The 15,241-nt window shown below is 63.5% G+C and carries 14 protein-coding genes; 5 read left to right on the forward strand and 9 right to left on the reverse strand.

Going from position 1 to position 15,241, the window contains the following annotated elements; translation table 11 throughout:
• Window positions 1-17 precede the first annotated feature (17 nt).
• Window positions 18-1,241 carry a Bcr/CflA family efflux MFS transporter gene (locus IVA81_RS02840; RefSeq protein WP_247311944.1) on the forward strand — a complete coding sequence of 408 codons (1,224 nt, stop codon included), beginning with the start codon at window positions 18-20 and terminating at the stop codon, window positions 1,239-1,241.
• A gap of 1,235 nt (window positions 1,242-2,476) precedes the next feature.
• Here IVA81_RS02840 and IVA81_RS02845 read toward each other — a convergent pair.
• Window positions 2,477-3,373 carry a LysR substrate-binding domain-containing protein gene (locus tag IVA81_RS02845; protein ID WP_247311946.1) on the reverse strand — a complete coding sequence of 299 codons (897 nt, stop codon included), beginning with the start codon at window positions 3,371-3,373 and terminating at the stop codon, window positions 2,477-2,479.
• Between the two features lie 210 nt (window positions 3,374-3,583).
• Between IVA81_RS02845 and dctA the strand changes: the two genes are divergently transcribed.
• From dctA to IVA81_RS02860, 3 genes are read left to right on the forward strand one after another with little or no spacing between them, the layout of a single operon-like run.
• Window positions 3,584-4,918: a C4-dicarboxylate transporter DctA gene (dctA, locus tag IVA81_RS02850; protein ID WP_276578179.1), complete on the forward strand. Its 1,335-nt coding sequence runs from the start codon at window positions 3,584-3,586 to the stop codon at window positions 4,916-4,918.
• Window positions 4,919-4,942: 24 nt separating this feature from the next.
• The gene (locus IVA81_RS02855) at window positions 4,943-5,449 is read left to right on the forward strand and encodes an ureidoglycolate lyase (RefSeq protein WP_247313293.1); all 507 of its coding nucleotides are present in this window, start codon (window positions 4,943-4,945) and stop codon (window positions 5,447-5,449) included.
• Window positions 5,450-5,467: 18 nt separating this feature from the next.
• Entirely contained in the window at window positions 5,468-6,307 is an 840-nt protein-coding gene (locus IVA81_RS02860; protein ID WP_247313296.1) for a bifunctional allantoicase/(S)-ureidoglycine aminohydrolase, read from the forward strand.
• Window positions 6,308-6,326: 19 nt separating this feature from the next.
• On the opposite strand, the gene IVA81_RS02865 is transcribed toward IVA81_RS02860, so the two are convergent.
• The 7 genes from IVA81_RS02865 to IVA81_RS02895 form a co-directional block, all read right to left on the reverse strand.
• Window positions 6,327-7,598 carry a DUF892 family protein gene (locus tag IVA81_RS02865; RefSeq protein ID WP_247311949.1) on the reverse strand — a complete coding sequence of 424 codons (1,272 nt, stop codon included), beginning with the start codon at window positions 7,596-7,598 and terminating at the stop codon, window positions 6,327-6,329.
• A 125-nt stretch (window positions 7,599-7,723) separates the two neighbouring features.
• Window positions 7,724-8,503 carry a Crp/Fnr family transcriptional regulator gene (locus tag IVA81_RS02870; protein ID WP_247311953.1) on the reverse strand — a complete coding sequence of 260 codons (780 nt, stop codon included), beginning with the start codon at window positions 8,501-8,503 and terminating at the stop codon, window positions 7,724-7,726.
• 179 nt (window positions 8,504-8,682) lie between these two features.
• Window positions 8,683-9,858 (reverse strand): DUF305 domain-containing protein, encoded by a 1,176-nt coding sequence (locus tag IVA81_RS02875; RefSeq protein WP_247311956.1) that lies wholly within the window; start codon window positions 9,856-9,858, stop codon window positions 8,683-8,685.
• Window positions 9,855-10,043 (reverse strand): CsbD family protein, encoded by a 189-nt coding sequence (locus IVA81_RS02880; RefSeq protein ID WP_247311958.1) that lies wholly within the window; start codon window positions 10,041-10,043, stop codon window positions 9,855-9,857. Before IVA81_RS02880 ends, IVA81_RS02875 begins: the two co-directional genes overlap by 4 nt.
• Window positions 10,044-10,190: 147 nt before the next feature.
• Window positions 10,191-11,789 (reverse strand): alpha-amylase family glycosyl hydrolase, encoded by a 1,599-nt coding sequence (locus IVA81_RS02885; protein ID WP_247311961.1) that lies wholly within the window; start codon window positions 11,787-11,789, stop codon window positions 10,191-10,193.
• A gap of 17 nt (window positions 11,790-11,806) precedes the next feature.
• Window positions 11,807-12,340: a hypothetical protein gene (locus IVA81_RS02890; RefSeq protein WP_247311964.1), complete on the reverse strand. Its 534-nt coding sequence runs from the start codon at window positions 12,338-12,340 to the stop codon at window positions 11,807-11,809.
• Between the two features lie 11 nt (window positions 12,341-12,351).
• Window positions 12,352-13,527 carry a zinc-dependent alcohol dehydrogenase gene (locus tag IVA81_RS02895; RefSeq protein ID WP_247311966.1) on the reverse strand — a complete coding sequence of 392 codons (1,176 nt, stop codon included), beginning with the start codon at window positions 13,525-13,527 and terminating at the stop codon, window positions 12,352-12,354.
• Window positions 13,528-13,690: 163 nt separating this feature from the next.
• Between IVA81_RS02895 and IVA81_RS02900 the strand changes: the two genes are divergently transcribed.
• The gene (locus IVA81_RS02900; protein ID WP_247311970.1) at window positions 13,691-14,473 is read left to right on the forward strand and encodes an SDR family NAD(P)-dependent oxidoreductase; all 783 of its coding nucleotides are present in this window, start codon (window positions 13,691-13,693) and stop codon (window positions 14,471-14,473) included.
• 24 nt (window positions 14,474-14,497) lie between these two features.
• Here the strand turns inward: IVA81_RS02900 and IVA81_RS02905 are convergent, their stop codons facing one another.
• Window positions 14,498-15,232 carry an SDR family oxidoreductase gene (locus tag IVA81_RS02905; protein ID WP_247311973.1) on the reverse strand — a complete coding sequence of 245 codons (735 nt, stop codon included), beginning with the start codon at window positions 15,230-15,232 and terminating at the stop codon, window positions 14,498-14,500.
• Window positions 15,233-15,241: the final 9 nt, after the last annotated feature.

A 15,241-nucleotide genomic window follows, 5' to 3' on the forward strand; every position in this document is an offset into this window, starting at 1 on the left:
CAGCGAAAGCACCAGCAATGAGCAGCGACGTCGTCATGGGCAAGGCTGCTGCCGGCAAGCCCAAGCAGCGGACAGGGATCGCTGGTCGAGGCGTGATCTGCGCGTTTGCTGCGATGGGGCTCCTGTCGACCAATATCTTTCTTCCTTCCCTGCCGGCGATAGCGGTCGATCTTGGCGTGTCGAGCGCGGCCGTTACATCGAGCATAACGGTCTTTCTGATGGTCTTTGCCGCAGGGCAGCTCATCGTCGGTCCGTTATCGGACAGGCTCGGGCGGAAGGGCCCGATCGTTGCCGGGCTCTGCATCTTCGTGCTCGGGACGGCATGGTGTGCGCTCGCGGGAGATTTCCTGAACTTGTTGGTTGGCCGATCGGTTCAGGCGGCCGGAGTCTGCGCTGTTGCAGTCTTGTCGCGTGCGATCGCCCGGGACCTGTTCGACGGCCAGCAGCTGACCAGGGTGATGGCATCGATCACGATCGCCACCGCGGCGGCACCGGGCTTTTCGCCTTTGCTCGGCGGCGCGATCGATCTTGTTCTCGGCTGGCGCTTCGAGTTTGTGTTTGTAGCGGCCGTCGCCGTCGGCGCAGGGGCGGTGTATGTGACGTTCGTTGGCGAAACGCTGGAGGTGGTCGGCGGCTCGCATCATCCGCTCGAGATCATCCGTTGTTATCTCGGCATGGTCCGGGACGCACGCTTCAACGCGCCCGCGAGGACCGCCGGCCTTCTCATGGCCGGTCTGTACGCCGTCTTGTCGAGCGCGCCGCGGGTTCTTCTCGAGGGGTTCGGCCTGTCGCCCATCGCTCTCGGCTGGTTGTTTGCGGGCGTCGTCTTCATCGTGTTCGGTGCCGGCTCGCTGGCGCCAAGACTGTCGGCCCGGTTTGGCCGCCAAGGTGCGACGTCGGCCGGTCTTGCTCTGGCCGCCGCCGGGGCGGTCGTGCTGCTTGGCGCGATGCTGATCGGAGAGATCGCGCTGGGTTCATTTCTCATGATCGTTCCGGTTTTCCTGTTCGGGGTCGGGGTTGCGAGCCCGCTTTCGAGCGCGGCCGCCCTGTCGCCATTCGGCGACAGGGCGGGCCTGGCGGCTGCGTTGTTCGGCTGCTCGCAAATGGCAGGCGCAGCCTGTGGCGCCTCGCTCGCGGCTACTCTCTCCAGCGATCCGGTCCGGGGACTTACGGTCGTTCTTGCGGCGACGTCTGTTGTCGCGCTGGTGCTGCACGTCTCCCGAGGGCGTCGCGGCGGGTGATCCGCGGCGATGCGTAAAGTGCCGGACGCAATTCCCTTTGCGCAGAGGATCTCGGGATCCTGATGCTGCGTGTGCCGTCAGGAGCGGACAAGGCCGCCCTGGTGACGACGATGGCGGACGGAATGGCGGTAGGGGCGAGGGGTAAGGCTCTCACCCGTAGCCCGGATGGAGCGAAAGCGTAATCCGGGGCCGCTCGCCCGGCATCCCGCACCGTCCCGGATTGCGCTGCGCTCCATCCGGGCTACGGCACCTCGCTGTGTCGCCCCGCTGTCAATCCACCCGCGCAAAAATATTCCACTTTACCGAAATTCGGAAATGACGTATGTGTCGTCCATCCCGGCTCATCCAAGAGGGGCGATCTTGTGTCGTCACTGTCGCGAGCCGGGTTTGCGGTGGACGCGGCAGCGTCGGCACGAGAGGTGCGGGCAGGGCGGGTAGTCCCTGTGAGCCCGAGGCTTCGTGCAGACGAGCGGCGCTGCTAGGTTCGTCTCGCCTGTAAGTTTCCGGCTCCGTCGACAGGGCTGGGAAAACTGCGGCGAAATGGCGGGCCGTGCGTACGGCAAAACCGTGTGGTCCTGGCCGTCGTTGCTACGGTCAAGCTTTCCGCGAAGGTGCGAGCGAGCCCAACCGGGCAGACTGCATCATCCAATTCGCGGGGCGAGGGAGGCCAGAAGGAAAGTTCGGCTCCCGGGAGAGCACGGCATAAGCCGTCCGACCATCGCGCAGGGAAGGCCGAGTGTTCGGCGACACCTGTATGCTGCTGTGCGGTTCTTCCTGCGTGTGCATTTCGCGCAGCGGACCGCGGGTGCCAGTCGGCACCCGGCCTTCCCTGCGCCCTCTTGGCTTTGAGGGTGGAGCGACCAAGCAAAGCTCGGGCCATTCAAGCCGCGAGGCCGAAGGGTCATGTCTGTGAGTCAAGCTGCGTGTCACAAGCTCGATATCGTAGAGTGGGCAAAGGCGCTCTTGCGCCGTGCCCACGATCTCTCTCGGTCGCGAAAGATACGTGGGCACGCTTCCGCCTTCGCTCTTCGAGCTACGGCGGACAAGTCGCTTTGCCCACCCTACGGCACTCTTGCTCCGTCATTGCGAGGAGCTCGCGACAAAATTGCGTAGCAATTTTGCGCTGATGCGACGAAGCAATCCAGAATCCCTCAACGGAATAGATTCTGGATTGCTTCGCTGCGCTCGCAATGACGATGCGGAGGAAGCGCGACCGGCATGGGCCGCCCGGGGCGTTAGCCCACACTCTTTCGGTGATTCAGGTATCGGAGAGCCAGCTTGACGAAATTGTGCACCACCATCGACGTCTCGTCCTCTCTGAAGACCAGAAACACGTCGGCCGTGGGCGGTGAGGGCCTGATCGGACGGAATACGATGTCGGCTATTGTGAAGCGCGCAATCGACTGCGGCACGAGCGCCACGCCGAAACCGGCGGCAATCAAGCTCGGGATCGACTGGGCGTCGACGACCTGTTGGGACACTTTTGGCAGGAAGCCGGCGTCGACACAGCACGTCTGCACGTACCGTGCGAACTCGGAGCTATTGGGATCGAGGACGACGTGATCCTCGGATGCCAGGTCACCGAGGGCGATGCGTCTGCGGCGCACCAGCCGATGGGTGCGGGGCATTGCGAGAACGACCTCTTCGCGCCATGCAAGCTTGCTGGTCAGGTCGCGCTCGGCGGGAATGCCGCGAATGAGACAGATATTGGTCGTGCGGGCGAGAAGCGCCGCGATCTGCAGCGCCGGCGCCTGCTCATGCACCGTCATCTTGACCCGTGGAGCGACCTCCCGGTAGGCCGCGAGCAGCTCTGCGAGACGACCGCGCAGAATGGAGCCGGTCGCTCCAACATCCAGCGTTCCGATCAGGCCGGCCCCAATCGAGCGAACCTCGTCTTCCGTGACCTTGACCTGTTGCAGGATCGCGCGTCCCCGCACCAGCATGGCTTCACCGGCCTGGGTCAACTCGACCCTGCGGCTGGTCCTGTAGAGGAGTTGGGTCCCAAGCTCTGCCTCGAGGGCCTGGATATGTTGACTGAGTGGCGGCTGCGAGAGGTTCAGCCGCCGGGCGGCAAGCGTGAAGCTGCGCTCCTCGGCCACCGCAATGAAGTACCGGAGCTGGCGGAGATCCATAGCGAAAACCTATCAATCGTGTCGCTCTATATATTGGACTTGATGTCGCACCTGGTCAACGAATGACCGATGGAGCCTTCCAGCGTCCTGCCGCGACGAAAGGCTCCGTACGCGGCGACCTCGCCGCCAACGATAAGAATGGCGAAAGGCTCCGGCCGACCAAGCCAGATGGAAGCCCAGCGAGCGAGGAAAGCCATGTCCAAGTTCTTGATGCCCAGCATCTTCAAGTCACTCTTCTTCCAGGTCGTCGTTGCGCTCGCCGCCGGCATTGCTCTCGGCGTGACCTATCCGGACATCGCGTTGCAGATGAAGCCGCTGGGTGACGGCTTCATCAAGCTCATCAAGATGCTGGTGCCCGTGATCGTGTTCTGTGTCGTCGTGCACGGAATTTCAGCGGCCGGCGACCTTACAAAGGTTGGAAGGGTCGGCATTCGTTCGCTGCTCTATTTCGAGATCGTCACCACCATCGCTTTGGTGTTCGGCATTGCGCTCGCCTATTATTTCCAGCCAGGCGCCGGAATGAACATCGACCCGAGGACGCTGGATGCCAAGGCGCTCAGCGGGTTCAGCCAGACGGCGGCTCAGGTCTCCGGCGGCGGCGTCTCCGAATTCCTGATGAAGCTCATTCCGACGACGCTCGTCGGAGCTTTCAGCTCCGGCGATGTTCTGCAGGTCCTGATCGTCTCGATCATGTTCGGTTGTGCCGTGTCACTGTGCGGCGAGCGCGCCAGGCCGGTCGTCGATTTCGTCGAGCGCGTGAACGAGATCATCTTCAAGATGATGAACTTCGTCGTCCGGCTCGCGCCGATCGGCGTCTTCGGTGCGATCGCCTTCACGGTCGGGAAATACGGCATCGGCTCGCTCAAGCAGCTCGGGGGCCTCGTTGCCCTGTTCTATCTCGCAGTGGTTCTGTTTGTGGTCGTCGTGCTCGGCGCGATCATGCGGCTCTCCGGCTTCAGCCTGTTCAAGTTGCTGGCCTATCTGCGCGAAGAGCTGTTGATCGTTCTCGGGACGGCCGCGGGCGATAGCGTGCTTCCGCAGACCATGCGAAAGCTCGAGCTGCTCGGGATCAAGCGATCGACCGTCGGTCTGGTGATCCCGACCGGGTACTCGTTCAATCTGGATGCGTTCTCCATCTACTTGACCTTGGCGGCCGTCTTCATTGCACAGGCGACGAATACGCCGCTTGCCACGGGCGATCTCCTGGCTATCCTCGGTGTCGCGTTGCTTACCTCCAAAGGTGCTCATGGCGTCCCGGGCTCGGCCATCGTCGTCCTCGCCGCGACACTGGCCGCCATTCCGGCCATCCCGGCGATCGGACTGGTGCTCATCTTGTCGGTGGACTGGTTCATCGGCATCGCCCGCGCACTCGGCAACTATGTTGGTAACTGCGTTGCGACGGTCGTCGTTGCCTCCTGGGAGGGAGACCTCGATCACGCCAAGGCGCACCGTATTCTGAACGGCGAGGTCGATTCTTCGGGAGAGGATCTGCGGGCCGACCCAGTCGGTGCGGAGGCTCCCGTCGCGAGTCTGCAGACCCTTTGAACTTGGAGGCATTTCAGCTTGGCGATGGTGACACTCTCGATCGAACCTTTGACGAAGCGGGCGTTCGCCCCGTTCGGAGACGTCGTCGAAACGGAGGGGATGACGCCCCTGTCGATCAACCAGGGATATGCCGAGCGCTATAATGGACTCGCCAATATCGATGTCGCCGCGGAAGGTGGACAGATCAACATCAGCTGGTTTGTCGCCTCAAAACGGCCTGCGCCGATTGCCATCCGCCTGATGGAGCGTCATCCGCTTGGAAGCCAGATGTTCATGCCCTTGACCGGAGCGAGCTGGCTGGTCGTCGTTTGCGCGGACCCGCTGGTGGTCTCGAGCTATCGGGCGTTCGTTGCGAATGGCCGCCAGGGGGTAAACTATGCCCGGAACTGCTGGCACCATCCGCTGCTGGTTCTCGAGGATGCAAGCTCGTTCCTCGTTGTGGACCGGACGGGGGACGGCGATAATCTCGAAGAATATTGGCTGAGCGAGGAGATGCAGCTCGATCTCGGGCCGATCGCATCGCACCGGTAACTTTCACGAGGCTTGATGATGTCGTCGCAAACTTATCACGTACCGAAGGGTGGCCTTCCGCCGCAGACCGACCTTCTGAGCGGCCGGGCGGTCTTTACCAACGCATACGCCGTCATCCCCAACGGCGTGCAACGCGATATCGTCGTCAGCCATTTGCCGCACTGGGACAACACGCGCGTCTGGGTCCTGGCGCGACCGCTGTCCGGCTTCGCCGAGACGTTCTCCCATTATCTCATGGAGATCGCGCCGGCCGGCGGAAGTGAGATGCCCGAGCCGGAGAAGGATGCCCAAGGCGGGTTGTTCGTCGTGGGCGGCAAGCTGATTCTCAATTTGGCGGATGGAGAATTTGAGCTGAGGCCCGGCAGCTTCGCCTATGTGCCACCCGGCTGCGCCTGGAGCATTCGCAACCGCGGCGAGGGCCCTGCGCAGGTTCACTGGATCCGCAAACTGTATCAGCGCGTTCCGGGGTTGGCCGCGCCCGAGGCGATCGTGACCAACGAAGACGCGGTCGAACCCGTGGCGATGCCGGGCACGGAGGGGAGATGGGCAACCACACGTTTCATCGATCCGGCCGATATGCGCCATGACATGCACATCAATGTCGTGACGTTCGAGCCGGGCGCGACAATTCCCTTTGCGGAGACGCACGTCATGGAGCACGGGTTGTACGTCCTCGAGGGAAAGGCGGTTTACCGCCTCAATCGGGACTGGGTGGAGGTCGAGGCCGGAGACTACATGTGGCTACGCGCCTTCTGCCCGCAGGCGTGCTACGCAGGAGGCCCCGGCCGATTCCGCTACCTTCTGTACAAGGACGTCAACCGGCACATGAATTTGCGGCAGGGACCTCCGCTGATTTAGCCTGGAGCGCCGTGAGAGGCTATTCCGTCTGCTCGACCGCGGCCGGCATCTTCGCGACCGACATCAGCGATCGGGCAACCTGATTCAGCAGCTGATCTGAGTTTTCCTCTTCGGCGAGCGACTTCGACAACAGGCTGACGACGGCGCTGTGGCGAAGCTGCTGGGCGAGATTGCGCGCCGTCGTGTAGGCGGCAATCTCGTAGTGCTCGACCCGTTGCGCTGCTCCAATCAAGGCGAGGTCGGCGGCCGCGTCCTCCTTGTCCTCGCCTTCCGCCATGATCTCCTGACCTTCCTCGACGAGGCCCATCATCCCTTTGCAGGGCTTGGCCCGTGCGGACTTGCCGAGCATCTCGAAGCACTCGTTGATGCGCTCGACCTGGGCCTCGGTCTCTGCCAGATGCTGTTCGAACAGCTCGCGCAATTGATCGAAGCGGGCTGCTTCCGCCATTTTGGGCAGCGCCTTGGTCAGCTGCTTTTCCGCATGCAGGATGTCGCGGAGCTCATCGATCAGCAGATCGCCGAGACCGGCCTCGTCCACCGGCGGCGAACTCTCCGTGACGATGGCGGTGGCGGGGCCGGGCTCGCCGGCCTGGATCGCAGGCGAGTCCGTGAAGACCCAGTCGCCACCCTCGTTCCAGGGTCCCCGTGTATCGATCTCGCCGTGATCTCCGCTGCCCGTCGAATCGTTGAAGAACTGATCGACCAGGCCTGGAGTCGGCGCGATACGGCCGATGCTGAGCGACGGCTTGCCCATGCTCTCGAGCGCCAGCGCGAATGCCTTCATGTGCGTGATCTCGCGGGTCATCAGGAATTGCAGCGCGTCCTTGGTGCCGGCGTCGTCGCAGAAGTTGATGAGCCGCTCATAGACGATCTTCGCCCGCGCCTCCGCCGCGATATTGCTGCGCAGGTCGACGTCGAGCTCGCCGGTAATCTTCAGATAGTCAGCGGTCCAGGCATTGCCCTGGGAGTTGAAGAGGTTGACCCCGCCGCCGCCAGCGATCGCGATCAGGGGATCGGCCTCGGCGGCCTGACGATCGAACTTCGACGGCTTGAGGTGCATCCGCGCGAGCGTGCCGACGACTTCCAGATGGCTGAGCTCTTCGGTGCCAATGTCCATCAAGAGGTCCTTGCGGTCGGGATCCTCGCAGTTCAAGCCCTGTATCGAGTACTGCATTGCAGCTGCGAGTTCGCCATTGGCGCCTCCGAATTGCTCCAGCAGCATGTTGCCAAAACGGGGGTCCGGCTCATCGACGCGAACGGTGAACATCAACTTTTTGACGTGGTGATACATGGGAGCTCTCGGTGTTCGGAGGACAACAGAAGATGTGTCTCCAATTGGCGGCGCTACTGTTTGTTCCTATTGCCGAGATCCGCGTCGAACGTACGCAGTGCACTGCAGGTGCGCCTTGAAAGTGGTCACGCGACCGCGACATCTGCAGCTGCCGGTCTCGGGAGTGGCGGCCGCGCATCCTCTCCGGACCGGATGCTCAAATAGGCCGGATTGAAGCCGGCGAGCCGGACCAGGCCTCGCCAGTCGGTGATTGCGATGGTCTTGCCCCGCCACTGCAGCAGGTTGCAGCGGCGCAGCTCCTGGATCGTGCGATTGGCGTGAACCGGGGAGATGCTGCAAGCGGCTGCGAGGTCGGACTGGGTGAAGGGCGAGGACAATCGGAAATCCCTGGCGAGCCCTACGGTTTGCAGGCGCACGGTGATCTCGCAGAGCAGATGCGCCACGCGCGTCAGCGCGTCCCGACTGCCGAGATTGATGGTCCAGTTTCGCTGGATGGCGTGATCGGTCAGCAGCATCAGCAGCAGGGCGCGCGACATCACTGGCGAGCGCGCCGCCAATTCGTGAAAGAAGCGGTGTGGCACGAGAGCGACGATGGCGGGGCCGAGCGCGACCAGATTGCCGTCAATGCGGGGACGGTAGAGCGTGTGCGGGTCTGCGATGTCACCGGGAACGCAGATCGAGGTAATCTGGCCGTCCGGGCTTTCCGGATTCTGCCAGGAGAGATATCCCTGCAGCAGCAGGCAGCATCGGGTTGCCTCGTCGCCGTGCCGCAAGACGGCCTGATGGGCGCCGAAATGGGCAATGCTGCTCGGCATGTCGGCGAGGAGGTCGAGATCGTCGGCCGTTATTTCGGCTAGGCTCGTCAGTCGATCGGCGAGCCTGGAGAAAGCAAATCCTGCCTGCATCTGATGTCCGATGGCCCGCCCGCCTCCTACCTTGGCCGATCAGAAGGGGAGTGAGCATTAACCTGTGATAGGTTGACGGATGTATCGTCAATGCACCGCGGGAACGTGACGCGGCGACTTGCAATATTCAGGGCTCCTGCCGGGCGAGGAGAGGCGCGTTTGGCGCGAAATTCCGTCGCTCAATTGACTTTGTCGCCGAGCATGTTGTGGAAGGCGGTGGTGACGGCGGCAATGCCGTTCGCGCCGTGCATCAGCGCGATTTCACCCTGCTGCTCGTGACGAATGGCATGGGCCATGATGCGCAGGCGCGGATCTCCCTGGCTGTGCCACATCTGGTCTGCCATCCTGACCGCGCCCCTATGATGCTTGCTCATCATCTCCACGAACACCCTATCGAACTGATCGCGCGGCGCAGTCTTGACCTCTCGCATCTCGGCGGCGGTCAAAAAGCCGGGCATGGCGGCACGTTCCTCCGTGCTGCAATCGGGCATGTCGGTGTCGAACCAGCTCAGCCACCAGTTCTCGAAAATCCGATTCTCGCCGGACTGGCTCGCGATCATCAGCATCGCGAGCTTCTGCAGATGCGGGGCCTGCGCGCGCCCGACGGCAATCCGCGCCAGCTCGATGCCTTGCGCATGGTGTGCCGTCATGTGGCGGATATAGGTCTGGTCCGCATCCCTGACCCGGCCGATCCACGGCGGCTCGTAGCCATGGCCGCCGAACAATGCGCTTGCTCCAAGTACCGCGACCACGCCGAGTGCGCCTGTGGTCCAAGCATTGGTGAAGCGGACGTCGTGTTCCGGCGCATGGCCACGCCTCCAGCGCAGCCGGGCGAACAGGGGATACATCACGGCCGAGGTGCCGTGGACCAGCAATCCGATCCAGTAGGGCTGTTGCAGCGTGAACAGCGGCTGCCAGAACGGAAACAGCGGTACCAGCACGAACCATTCCAAGCTTGAAGAGAACACGGCCCAGGGCAGTGCGAGCAGCAGGATCATCTGCGGGCGCAGGTCGGCGGTCCAGCGTCCGAGCACGCCGAAGAACAACAGCGCCCAGGAGAAGTCTGCCCATTGGTGGAAGGCGATCCCGATGAGTATCGCGTGCCACGACGGCTCCGCGCTGATGGCCCAATCCCGTGCGGGGATGGCGGCGACCGTCATCCAGTCGACCGTCGCATCGCGGCCGATCCGGGCGGCGAACAGCTGGCTGACGATGGTCGAGAAGGTGCTGCTGATCAGGCCGAGCTCGGCCGCCGCGATCCAGCGCGATCGTCGCCGTCCGCCGGCGACGTACGAGGCGCCTTCGTCAGTACGCCGCGCTGCAGGGGAACGCGCCGGTGGCGACCCGGCGCTCACGTGAGTTGCTTGAGTTTCTTCAGTGGATTGAGCTCGCTCAGCTTGTCCTGCTTGTCCTGTTTGCCGCGGCCGCGCTGCGCTTGCGCCTTGCCGTCATCATGGAGATCCTGGTCGCCGATGATCTCGCCGATGGCTTGCCTGGTCTTGCCGACGATCTGCCGCTGAAGATCCTTCGTCTTGCCCATGACCTGTCTCCGCGCTCATGCCGCGACCCCGGCGCCTGAAGGGGGTGGGCGCCGGGGCTTGCGGTTTCGTCCAGTCGGTCTCCGGCAGCAGGGGGACACCGGAAGCGTTGGTGAGACTCTCTGGCGCGCGGATAGTTCCTGCGGCCGTCACCTCGCCTCGAGCGCAATGATCACGCCTTCATTGCCCCGCAGCAGGATCGAGGCCTCCGGCAGTGTTTCCGATGGCCGGTCGGGATGCGTCGACATCAGCAGGCTGCCGCGGCCGAGCCAGTGCCATTTCCGCGGCTCGGCGGCGATATTGAGGGCGACCAGAATTTCGGCCCGGCCATCGGTCCGCCTGTAGGCGAGAACATCGTTCTGGGATCGCAGCGGCTCATAACCACCCTGACGCAAGCACGCATGTTCGTGCCGCAGCCCGATCAATGCGCGGAACAGTGCGAGCAGCGACCCCTCGCTGCGCTGTTGCTCGGCCACGTTGGGCGTGCCGCCGGGCTCGAGCGGCAGCCATGGGTCACCGTCGGTAAATCCTCCGCCGGCGCTGCCGTCCCACCGCATCGGCGCGCGTTCGGGATCGCGGCAAAGACCGTGTCCCGGCACCAGTCTCTCGAAGGGATCGCGGACGCGGTCGGAGGGAATGGGAACGCGTTTACGGCCGATCTCGTCGCCCATGAAAAAGAACGGCGTTCCTCGCAGCGTCATCAGCAGCATCGCCAGCACGCGCATTTGCGGCTCGCCGATCTTGCTCGCGATGCGCTGCTTGTCATGGCCGCCGATCACCCAGACTGGCCAGGCTTGTTCAGGGATGGCGTTGAAATACGCGTCGATCGTCGCCTGCAGCGACAGGACGTCCCACCGCGAATCGAGCAGGGCGAAATTGAGCGGCAGATGCAGGCGCGGCCGGTCGCTGCCGTAGAAGTGCCCGATGCGGTCGGTCTTGCCCTGCACCTCGCCGCACAACATTCGTCCCGAATAGCTGTCGATCACCTCCCGGATGAACTCGATGCAATCCATCGTCTCCGGCCGGTCGTCGGTGAAGACAGGCGTCTGGCGCTGTGGCGGCGGTTTGCTCTTGGCTTGCGGGTTTGGCGGATTGTCGCGCAACAGCTCGTCCTTGATCAAAACCGCGCTGGCGTCGACGCGGAAGCCATCGACGCCGCGGTCGAGCCAGAATCGCATGACACCTGCAATCGCGGCCCGAACCTGCGGATTGCGCCAGTTGAGATCAGGCTGCTCGACCAGGAAGGAATGATAGTAATATTGCCGCCGCGCCTCGCACCATTCCCAGCCACTGCCGCCGAAGCGGCTCAGCCAATTGTTGGGCGGGCCGCCATTCTCGGCAGGATCAGCCCAGATGTACCAATCGGCCTTGGCGCTGTTGCGCGAGCTCGAGCTCTCGACGAACCATGCGTGATCGTTCGCGGTGTGATTGGGAACGAGATCGAGGATCAGACGGATATCCGCGGCATGCAGGGCCGCGAGGAGGCGGTCGAACTCGTCGAGGCTGCCGAAGGCAGGATCGATCGAGCAATAGTCGGAGATGTCGTAGCCGAGGTCACGGAAGGGACTCTTGTAGATCGGCGTCAGCCACACTGCCCCGACGCCGAGCCATTTCAGGTAGTCAATGCGAGACATCAGGCCGGCGAGGTCGCCCTTGCCGTCTCCGTTCGAGTCCTGGAAGGAGATCAGTGCGATCTCGTAGATGACGGCGGATTGCCACCACGCAGCTTCGTCACTGAACTCGCTCATTACCTTGGTTGACCTCGCTATGCCTTGGCGTGTGCTGCGATCTGCTTTGCCGCGGTCCGGGCGCTCTCGATGCCCTTGGGAAAGCCGCTGCGGTTGGGATAAAGCTTGCGCCGTGCATCGCGCGGCGGGCGTCGTGGCTTGGTGTCCTGCGCGGCGCGGTAGTCGAGCATGGCGATGCCGCCGACCATCAACAGCGCCAGCGCGATATTGCCCTTCTTGGGATTGTCCGACGTCAGTCCCGAGAGCAGCGCAGCGGCGTCGAGGCCGTCGCCGCCCACGCGAGCCCACAGGCCGGCGTTCTTCTCGACCGACAGTGACATGATCCCGGCCAGGATCTCGCGGACGCCGAAGGCGCGGACCATGGTCTCATGGCCTTCCATGCCCAGCGTTTGCGTGACGCGCCGGGGCGCGAGCAACTCGACAACGCCGAGGCCGATGCTGAACCAGCCGAGCGCGCGGGCGAGTTGATCCACCGGCCGCTTCAGGCTCGGGCCGCCCTCGACGATCGTCGGGTCGCCCTTGGTGCGCACGATGTTGGAGAAATGAAACATGGCTTGCTCCTTCAGGGCCTCAGTACGACCTTGACGCAGGAGTCCCGCTTGTCGCGAAACACCTGGTACATCTCCGGTCCCTGTTCGAGCGGGACGGTGTGGGTGATGACGAAGGACGGATCGATCTCGCCCTCTTCGATGCGGCGGAGCAGGTCGTCAGTCCAGCGGTTGACGTGCGTCTGGCCGGTTCGCATCGTCAGGCCCTTGTTCATGAAGGCGCCCATGGGCAGCATGTCGGAGAGGCCGCTATAGACGCCGGCGACGGAGATCACGCCGCCCGGACGGCAGACATAAATCATCTCGCGCAGCACATGCGGTCTGTCGCTCTCCGCCATCACCATCTGCTTGGCGCGGTCGAGCAGCGTATCGGGCAGGGACGCCATCACGTGCGATTCCATGCCGACGCAATCGATGCATTTTTCGGGGCCTTTGCCGTCGGTCAGCTCCTTGAGCCGCTCGAGGACGCTCTCGCTCTCGAAGTTGATCGTGGTGGCGCCGCCGGCCTCCGCCATGCTGAGCCGCTCGGGCAGGCAATCGATCGCGATCACCTGGTTGGCGCCGAGCAGGATCGCGCTGCGGATTGCCATCTGCCCCACGGGACCGCAGCCCCAGATCGCGACTGTGTCGGTCGGCTCGATGTCGCATTGCACGGCAGCCTGCCAGCCGGTCGGGAAGATGTCGCTGAGGAACAGGAGCTGTTCGTCGGGGATGCCGGCGGGCACCTTGATGTGGGTGGCGTCAGCAAAGGGCACGCGGAGATATTCGGCCTGTCCGCCGGGATAGCCGCCGGTCAGATGGGTGTAGCCGAACAGGCCGGCGGTGGTGTGCCCGAAGGCCTTGTCTGCGAGATGCCGCTTGCGGTTTGTCGTTTCGCAGACGGAGAAATTGCCGCGCTTGCACTGGTCGCATTCGCCGCAAATGATCGTGAAGGGCACGACGATGCGGTCGCCCTTCTTCAGCTTGCCATCGACGCCGGAGCCGACCTCGACCACTTCGCCCATGGTCTCGTGGCCCATGATGTCACCTGGCATCATACCCGGGATGAAATTGTGAAACAGGTGCAGGTCGGATCCGCAGATGGCGCAGCTCGTCACCTTGATGATGGCGTCGCGCGGATCCTGGATCTCCGGATCGGTGACGGTGTCGCACCTGATATCCTCCTTGCCGTGCCAAACCAGCGCCTTCATACGTCCGTCCTCCGGGCTGAACCAGTTGGCATTCAAGTCCAGGAATGAACGATGGTTGCTATCGTCGCGCGCAAATCTTCGCACCGCACCGGCGCGTGGAAATTTGGAACGAGAGTGCAGGGCAGCGATTGGACGTGATCGACAGTCAAGCGAGGACACGCTCATGCCCGCCAATCAACTCGCCGTCGTCACCGGCGCCTCCACCGGTATCGGCCTGGAACTCGCAAGGTGCTGCGCCCAGGCAGGTTTCAATCTCGTCATCGCGGCTGACGAGCCCGCGATCGAGAGAGTGGCCGTGGATCTCCGCAGGCTCGGCGGCAGCGTGGAGCCGGTCGAGGCTGATCTTGCCACGACCGAAGGCGTCGACAGGCTCTGCGCCGCGGTCGGCGACCGACCGATCGACGCGCTGCTTGCCAATGCCGGCGTCGGGCTGGGCAAGGCCTTCCTCGATCAGGATTTTGCAAGGGTGAGGCACCTCGTCGACACCAACATCACGGGCACGCTCTATCTGATCCATCGTGTCGGCAACGAGATGCTCCGGCGCAATTCCGGGCGTATCCTGATCACGGGCTCGATCGCCGGCTTCACGCCAGGCAGCTTTCAGGCGGCCTACAATGCCTCGAAGGCGTTCCTCGATTCATTCTCGTTCGCGCTGCGCGAGGAACTGCGCGACAGCGGCGTCACCGTCACCTGCCTGATGCCCGGCGCCACCGACACCGAGTTCTTTCGCCGTGCCGAGATGATGGACACCAAGGTCGGCACCGAGAAGAAGGACGGTGCCTACGATGTCGCCAAGGCAGGCTTCGATGCGATGCTGCGCGGGGACTCCGATATCGTCACCGGGCTGAAGAACAAGATCCAGACCACGGTCGCCAACGTCACGCCAAACGAGATGCTGGCAAAGCAGCATCGCAAGATGGCCGAACCAGGCACGGCAAAATCGTAGCGCTGGCCGTAGGCGCGATGGGCCTCATCCCGCGAGAAACCCTCCGTCCACCGCGACGACCGTTCCGGTCGCGTATCGCGAAGCCGGCATGCAAAGGAAAGCAACCGCACCGGCGATATCTTCCGGCCGCCCCCACCGCTTGAACGCGGTGCGGTCGGCAATGCGCTGATAGTGGGCGCGATCGGTGCGGCCCGCGGCATTGATCGCCGTCTCGATGTAGCCGGGCGCAACGGCATTGACGCGGATATCGTCCTCGGCCCACTTCAGAGCCAGCGCCTTGGTCAGCATCACGACGCCGCCCTTGCTGGCGCAATAGGCGGGAATCCGTGGCAGCGCCAGCGTCGCATTCATCGAAGCGATGTTGACGATCGAGCCCCTCGTCTGCGCGAGCAGCGGATGGAATGCCATGCAGGTGCGAAACGTGCCGGTGAGATTGACGTCGAGCACCTTCATGAAGGTCTCGATTTCGAACTCCTTGTCGCGCGCGAGAATCCCGGCGCAATTGACGAGGGCGTCGACGCGCTTGTGCTGGCGGGCGAAGGACGTGACGGCGGGGTCGTCGGTGACATCAAGCGTCGAGAGCGTGAGCCCGGCGCGTGGCTTCAGCACGGTGCGGGCCAGATCGGCGTCGTTCGCGCCCGTTGCGGTGACCGTCGCGCCGAGATCGCAAAATTGATTGCTGATTGCGGCGCCAATGTCCCCAGCGCCGCCGATCACGACGGCATGAAAGCCGGGTGCAAGGGAAAAATTCGAGTTCATTGGACGCGT

Origin of the sequence: Bradyrhizobium sp. 141 (assembly GCF_023074055.1) — a bacterium.
Lineage (GTDB): Bacteria > Pseudomonadota > Alphaproteobacteria > Rhizobiales > Xanthobacteraceae > Bradyrhizobium.

What these genes read in the sequence shown, in the direction of transcription:
- IVA81_RS02840 (WP_247311944.1), top strand. Translation starts at nt 18, where the DNA reads ATGAGCAGCGACGTCGTCATGGGCAAGGCTGCTGCCGGCAAGCCCAAG.
- IVA81_RS02845 (WP_247311946.1), bottom strand. Translation starts at nt 3,373, where the DNA reads ATGGATCTCCGCCAGCTCCGGTACTTCATTGCGGTGGCCGAGGAGCGC.
- dctA (WP_276578179.1), top strand. Translation starts at nt 3,584, where the DNA reads ATGCCCAGCATCTTCAAGTCACTCTTCTTCCAGGTCGTCGTTGCGCTC.
- IVA81_RS02855 (WP_247313293.1), top strand. Translation starts at nt 4,943, where the DNA reads ATGGTGACACTCTCGATCGAACCTTTGACGAAGCGGGCGTTCGCCCCG.
- IVA81_RS02860 (WP_247313296.1), top strand. Translation starts at nt 5,468, where the DNA reads ATGTCGTCGCAAACTTATCACGTACCGAAGGGTGGCCTTCCGCCGCAG.
- IVA81_RS02865 (WP_247311949.1), bottom strand. Translation starts at nt 7,598, where the DNA reads ATGTATCACCACGTCAAAAAGTTGATGTTCACCGTTCGCGTCGATGAG.
- IVA81_RS02870 (WP_247311953.1), bottom strand. Translation starts at nt 8,503, where the DNA reads ATGCAGGCAGGATTTGCTTTCTCCAGGCTCGCCGATCGACTGACGAGC.
- IVA81_RS02880 (WP_247311958.1), bottom strand. Translation starts at nt 10,043, where the DNA reads ATGGGCAAGACGAAGGATCTTCAGCGGCAGATCGTCGGCAAGACCAGG.
- IVA81_RS02885 (WP_247311961.1), bottom strand. Translation starts at nt 11,789, where the DNA reads ATGAGCGAGTTCAGTGACGAAGCTGCGTGGTGGCAATCCGCCGTCATC.
- IVA81_RS02890 (WP_247311964.1), bottom strand. Translation starts at nt 12,340, where the DNA reads ATGTTTCATTTCTCCAACATCGTGCGCACCAAGGGCGACCCGACGATC.
- IVA81_RS02895 (WP_247311966.1), bottom strand. Translation starts at nt 13,527, where the DNA reads ATGAAGGCGCTGGTTTGGCACGGCAAGGAGGATATCAGGTGCGACACC.
- IVA81_RS02900 (WP_247311970.1), top strand. Translation starts at nt 13,691, where the DNA reads ATGCCCGCCAATCAACTCGCCGTCGTCACCGGCGCCTCCACCGGTATC.
- IVA81_RS02905 (WP_247311973.1), bottom strand. Translation starts at nt 15,232, where the DNA reads ATGAACTCGAATTTTTCCCTTGCACCCGGCTTTCATGCCGTCGTGATC.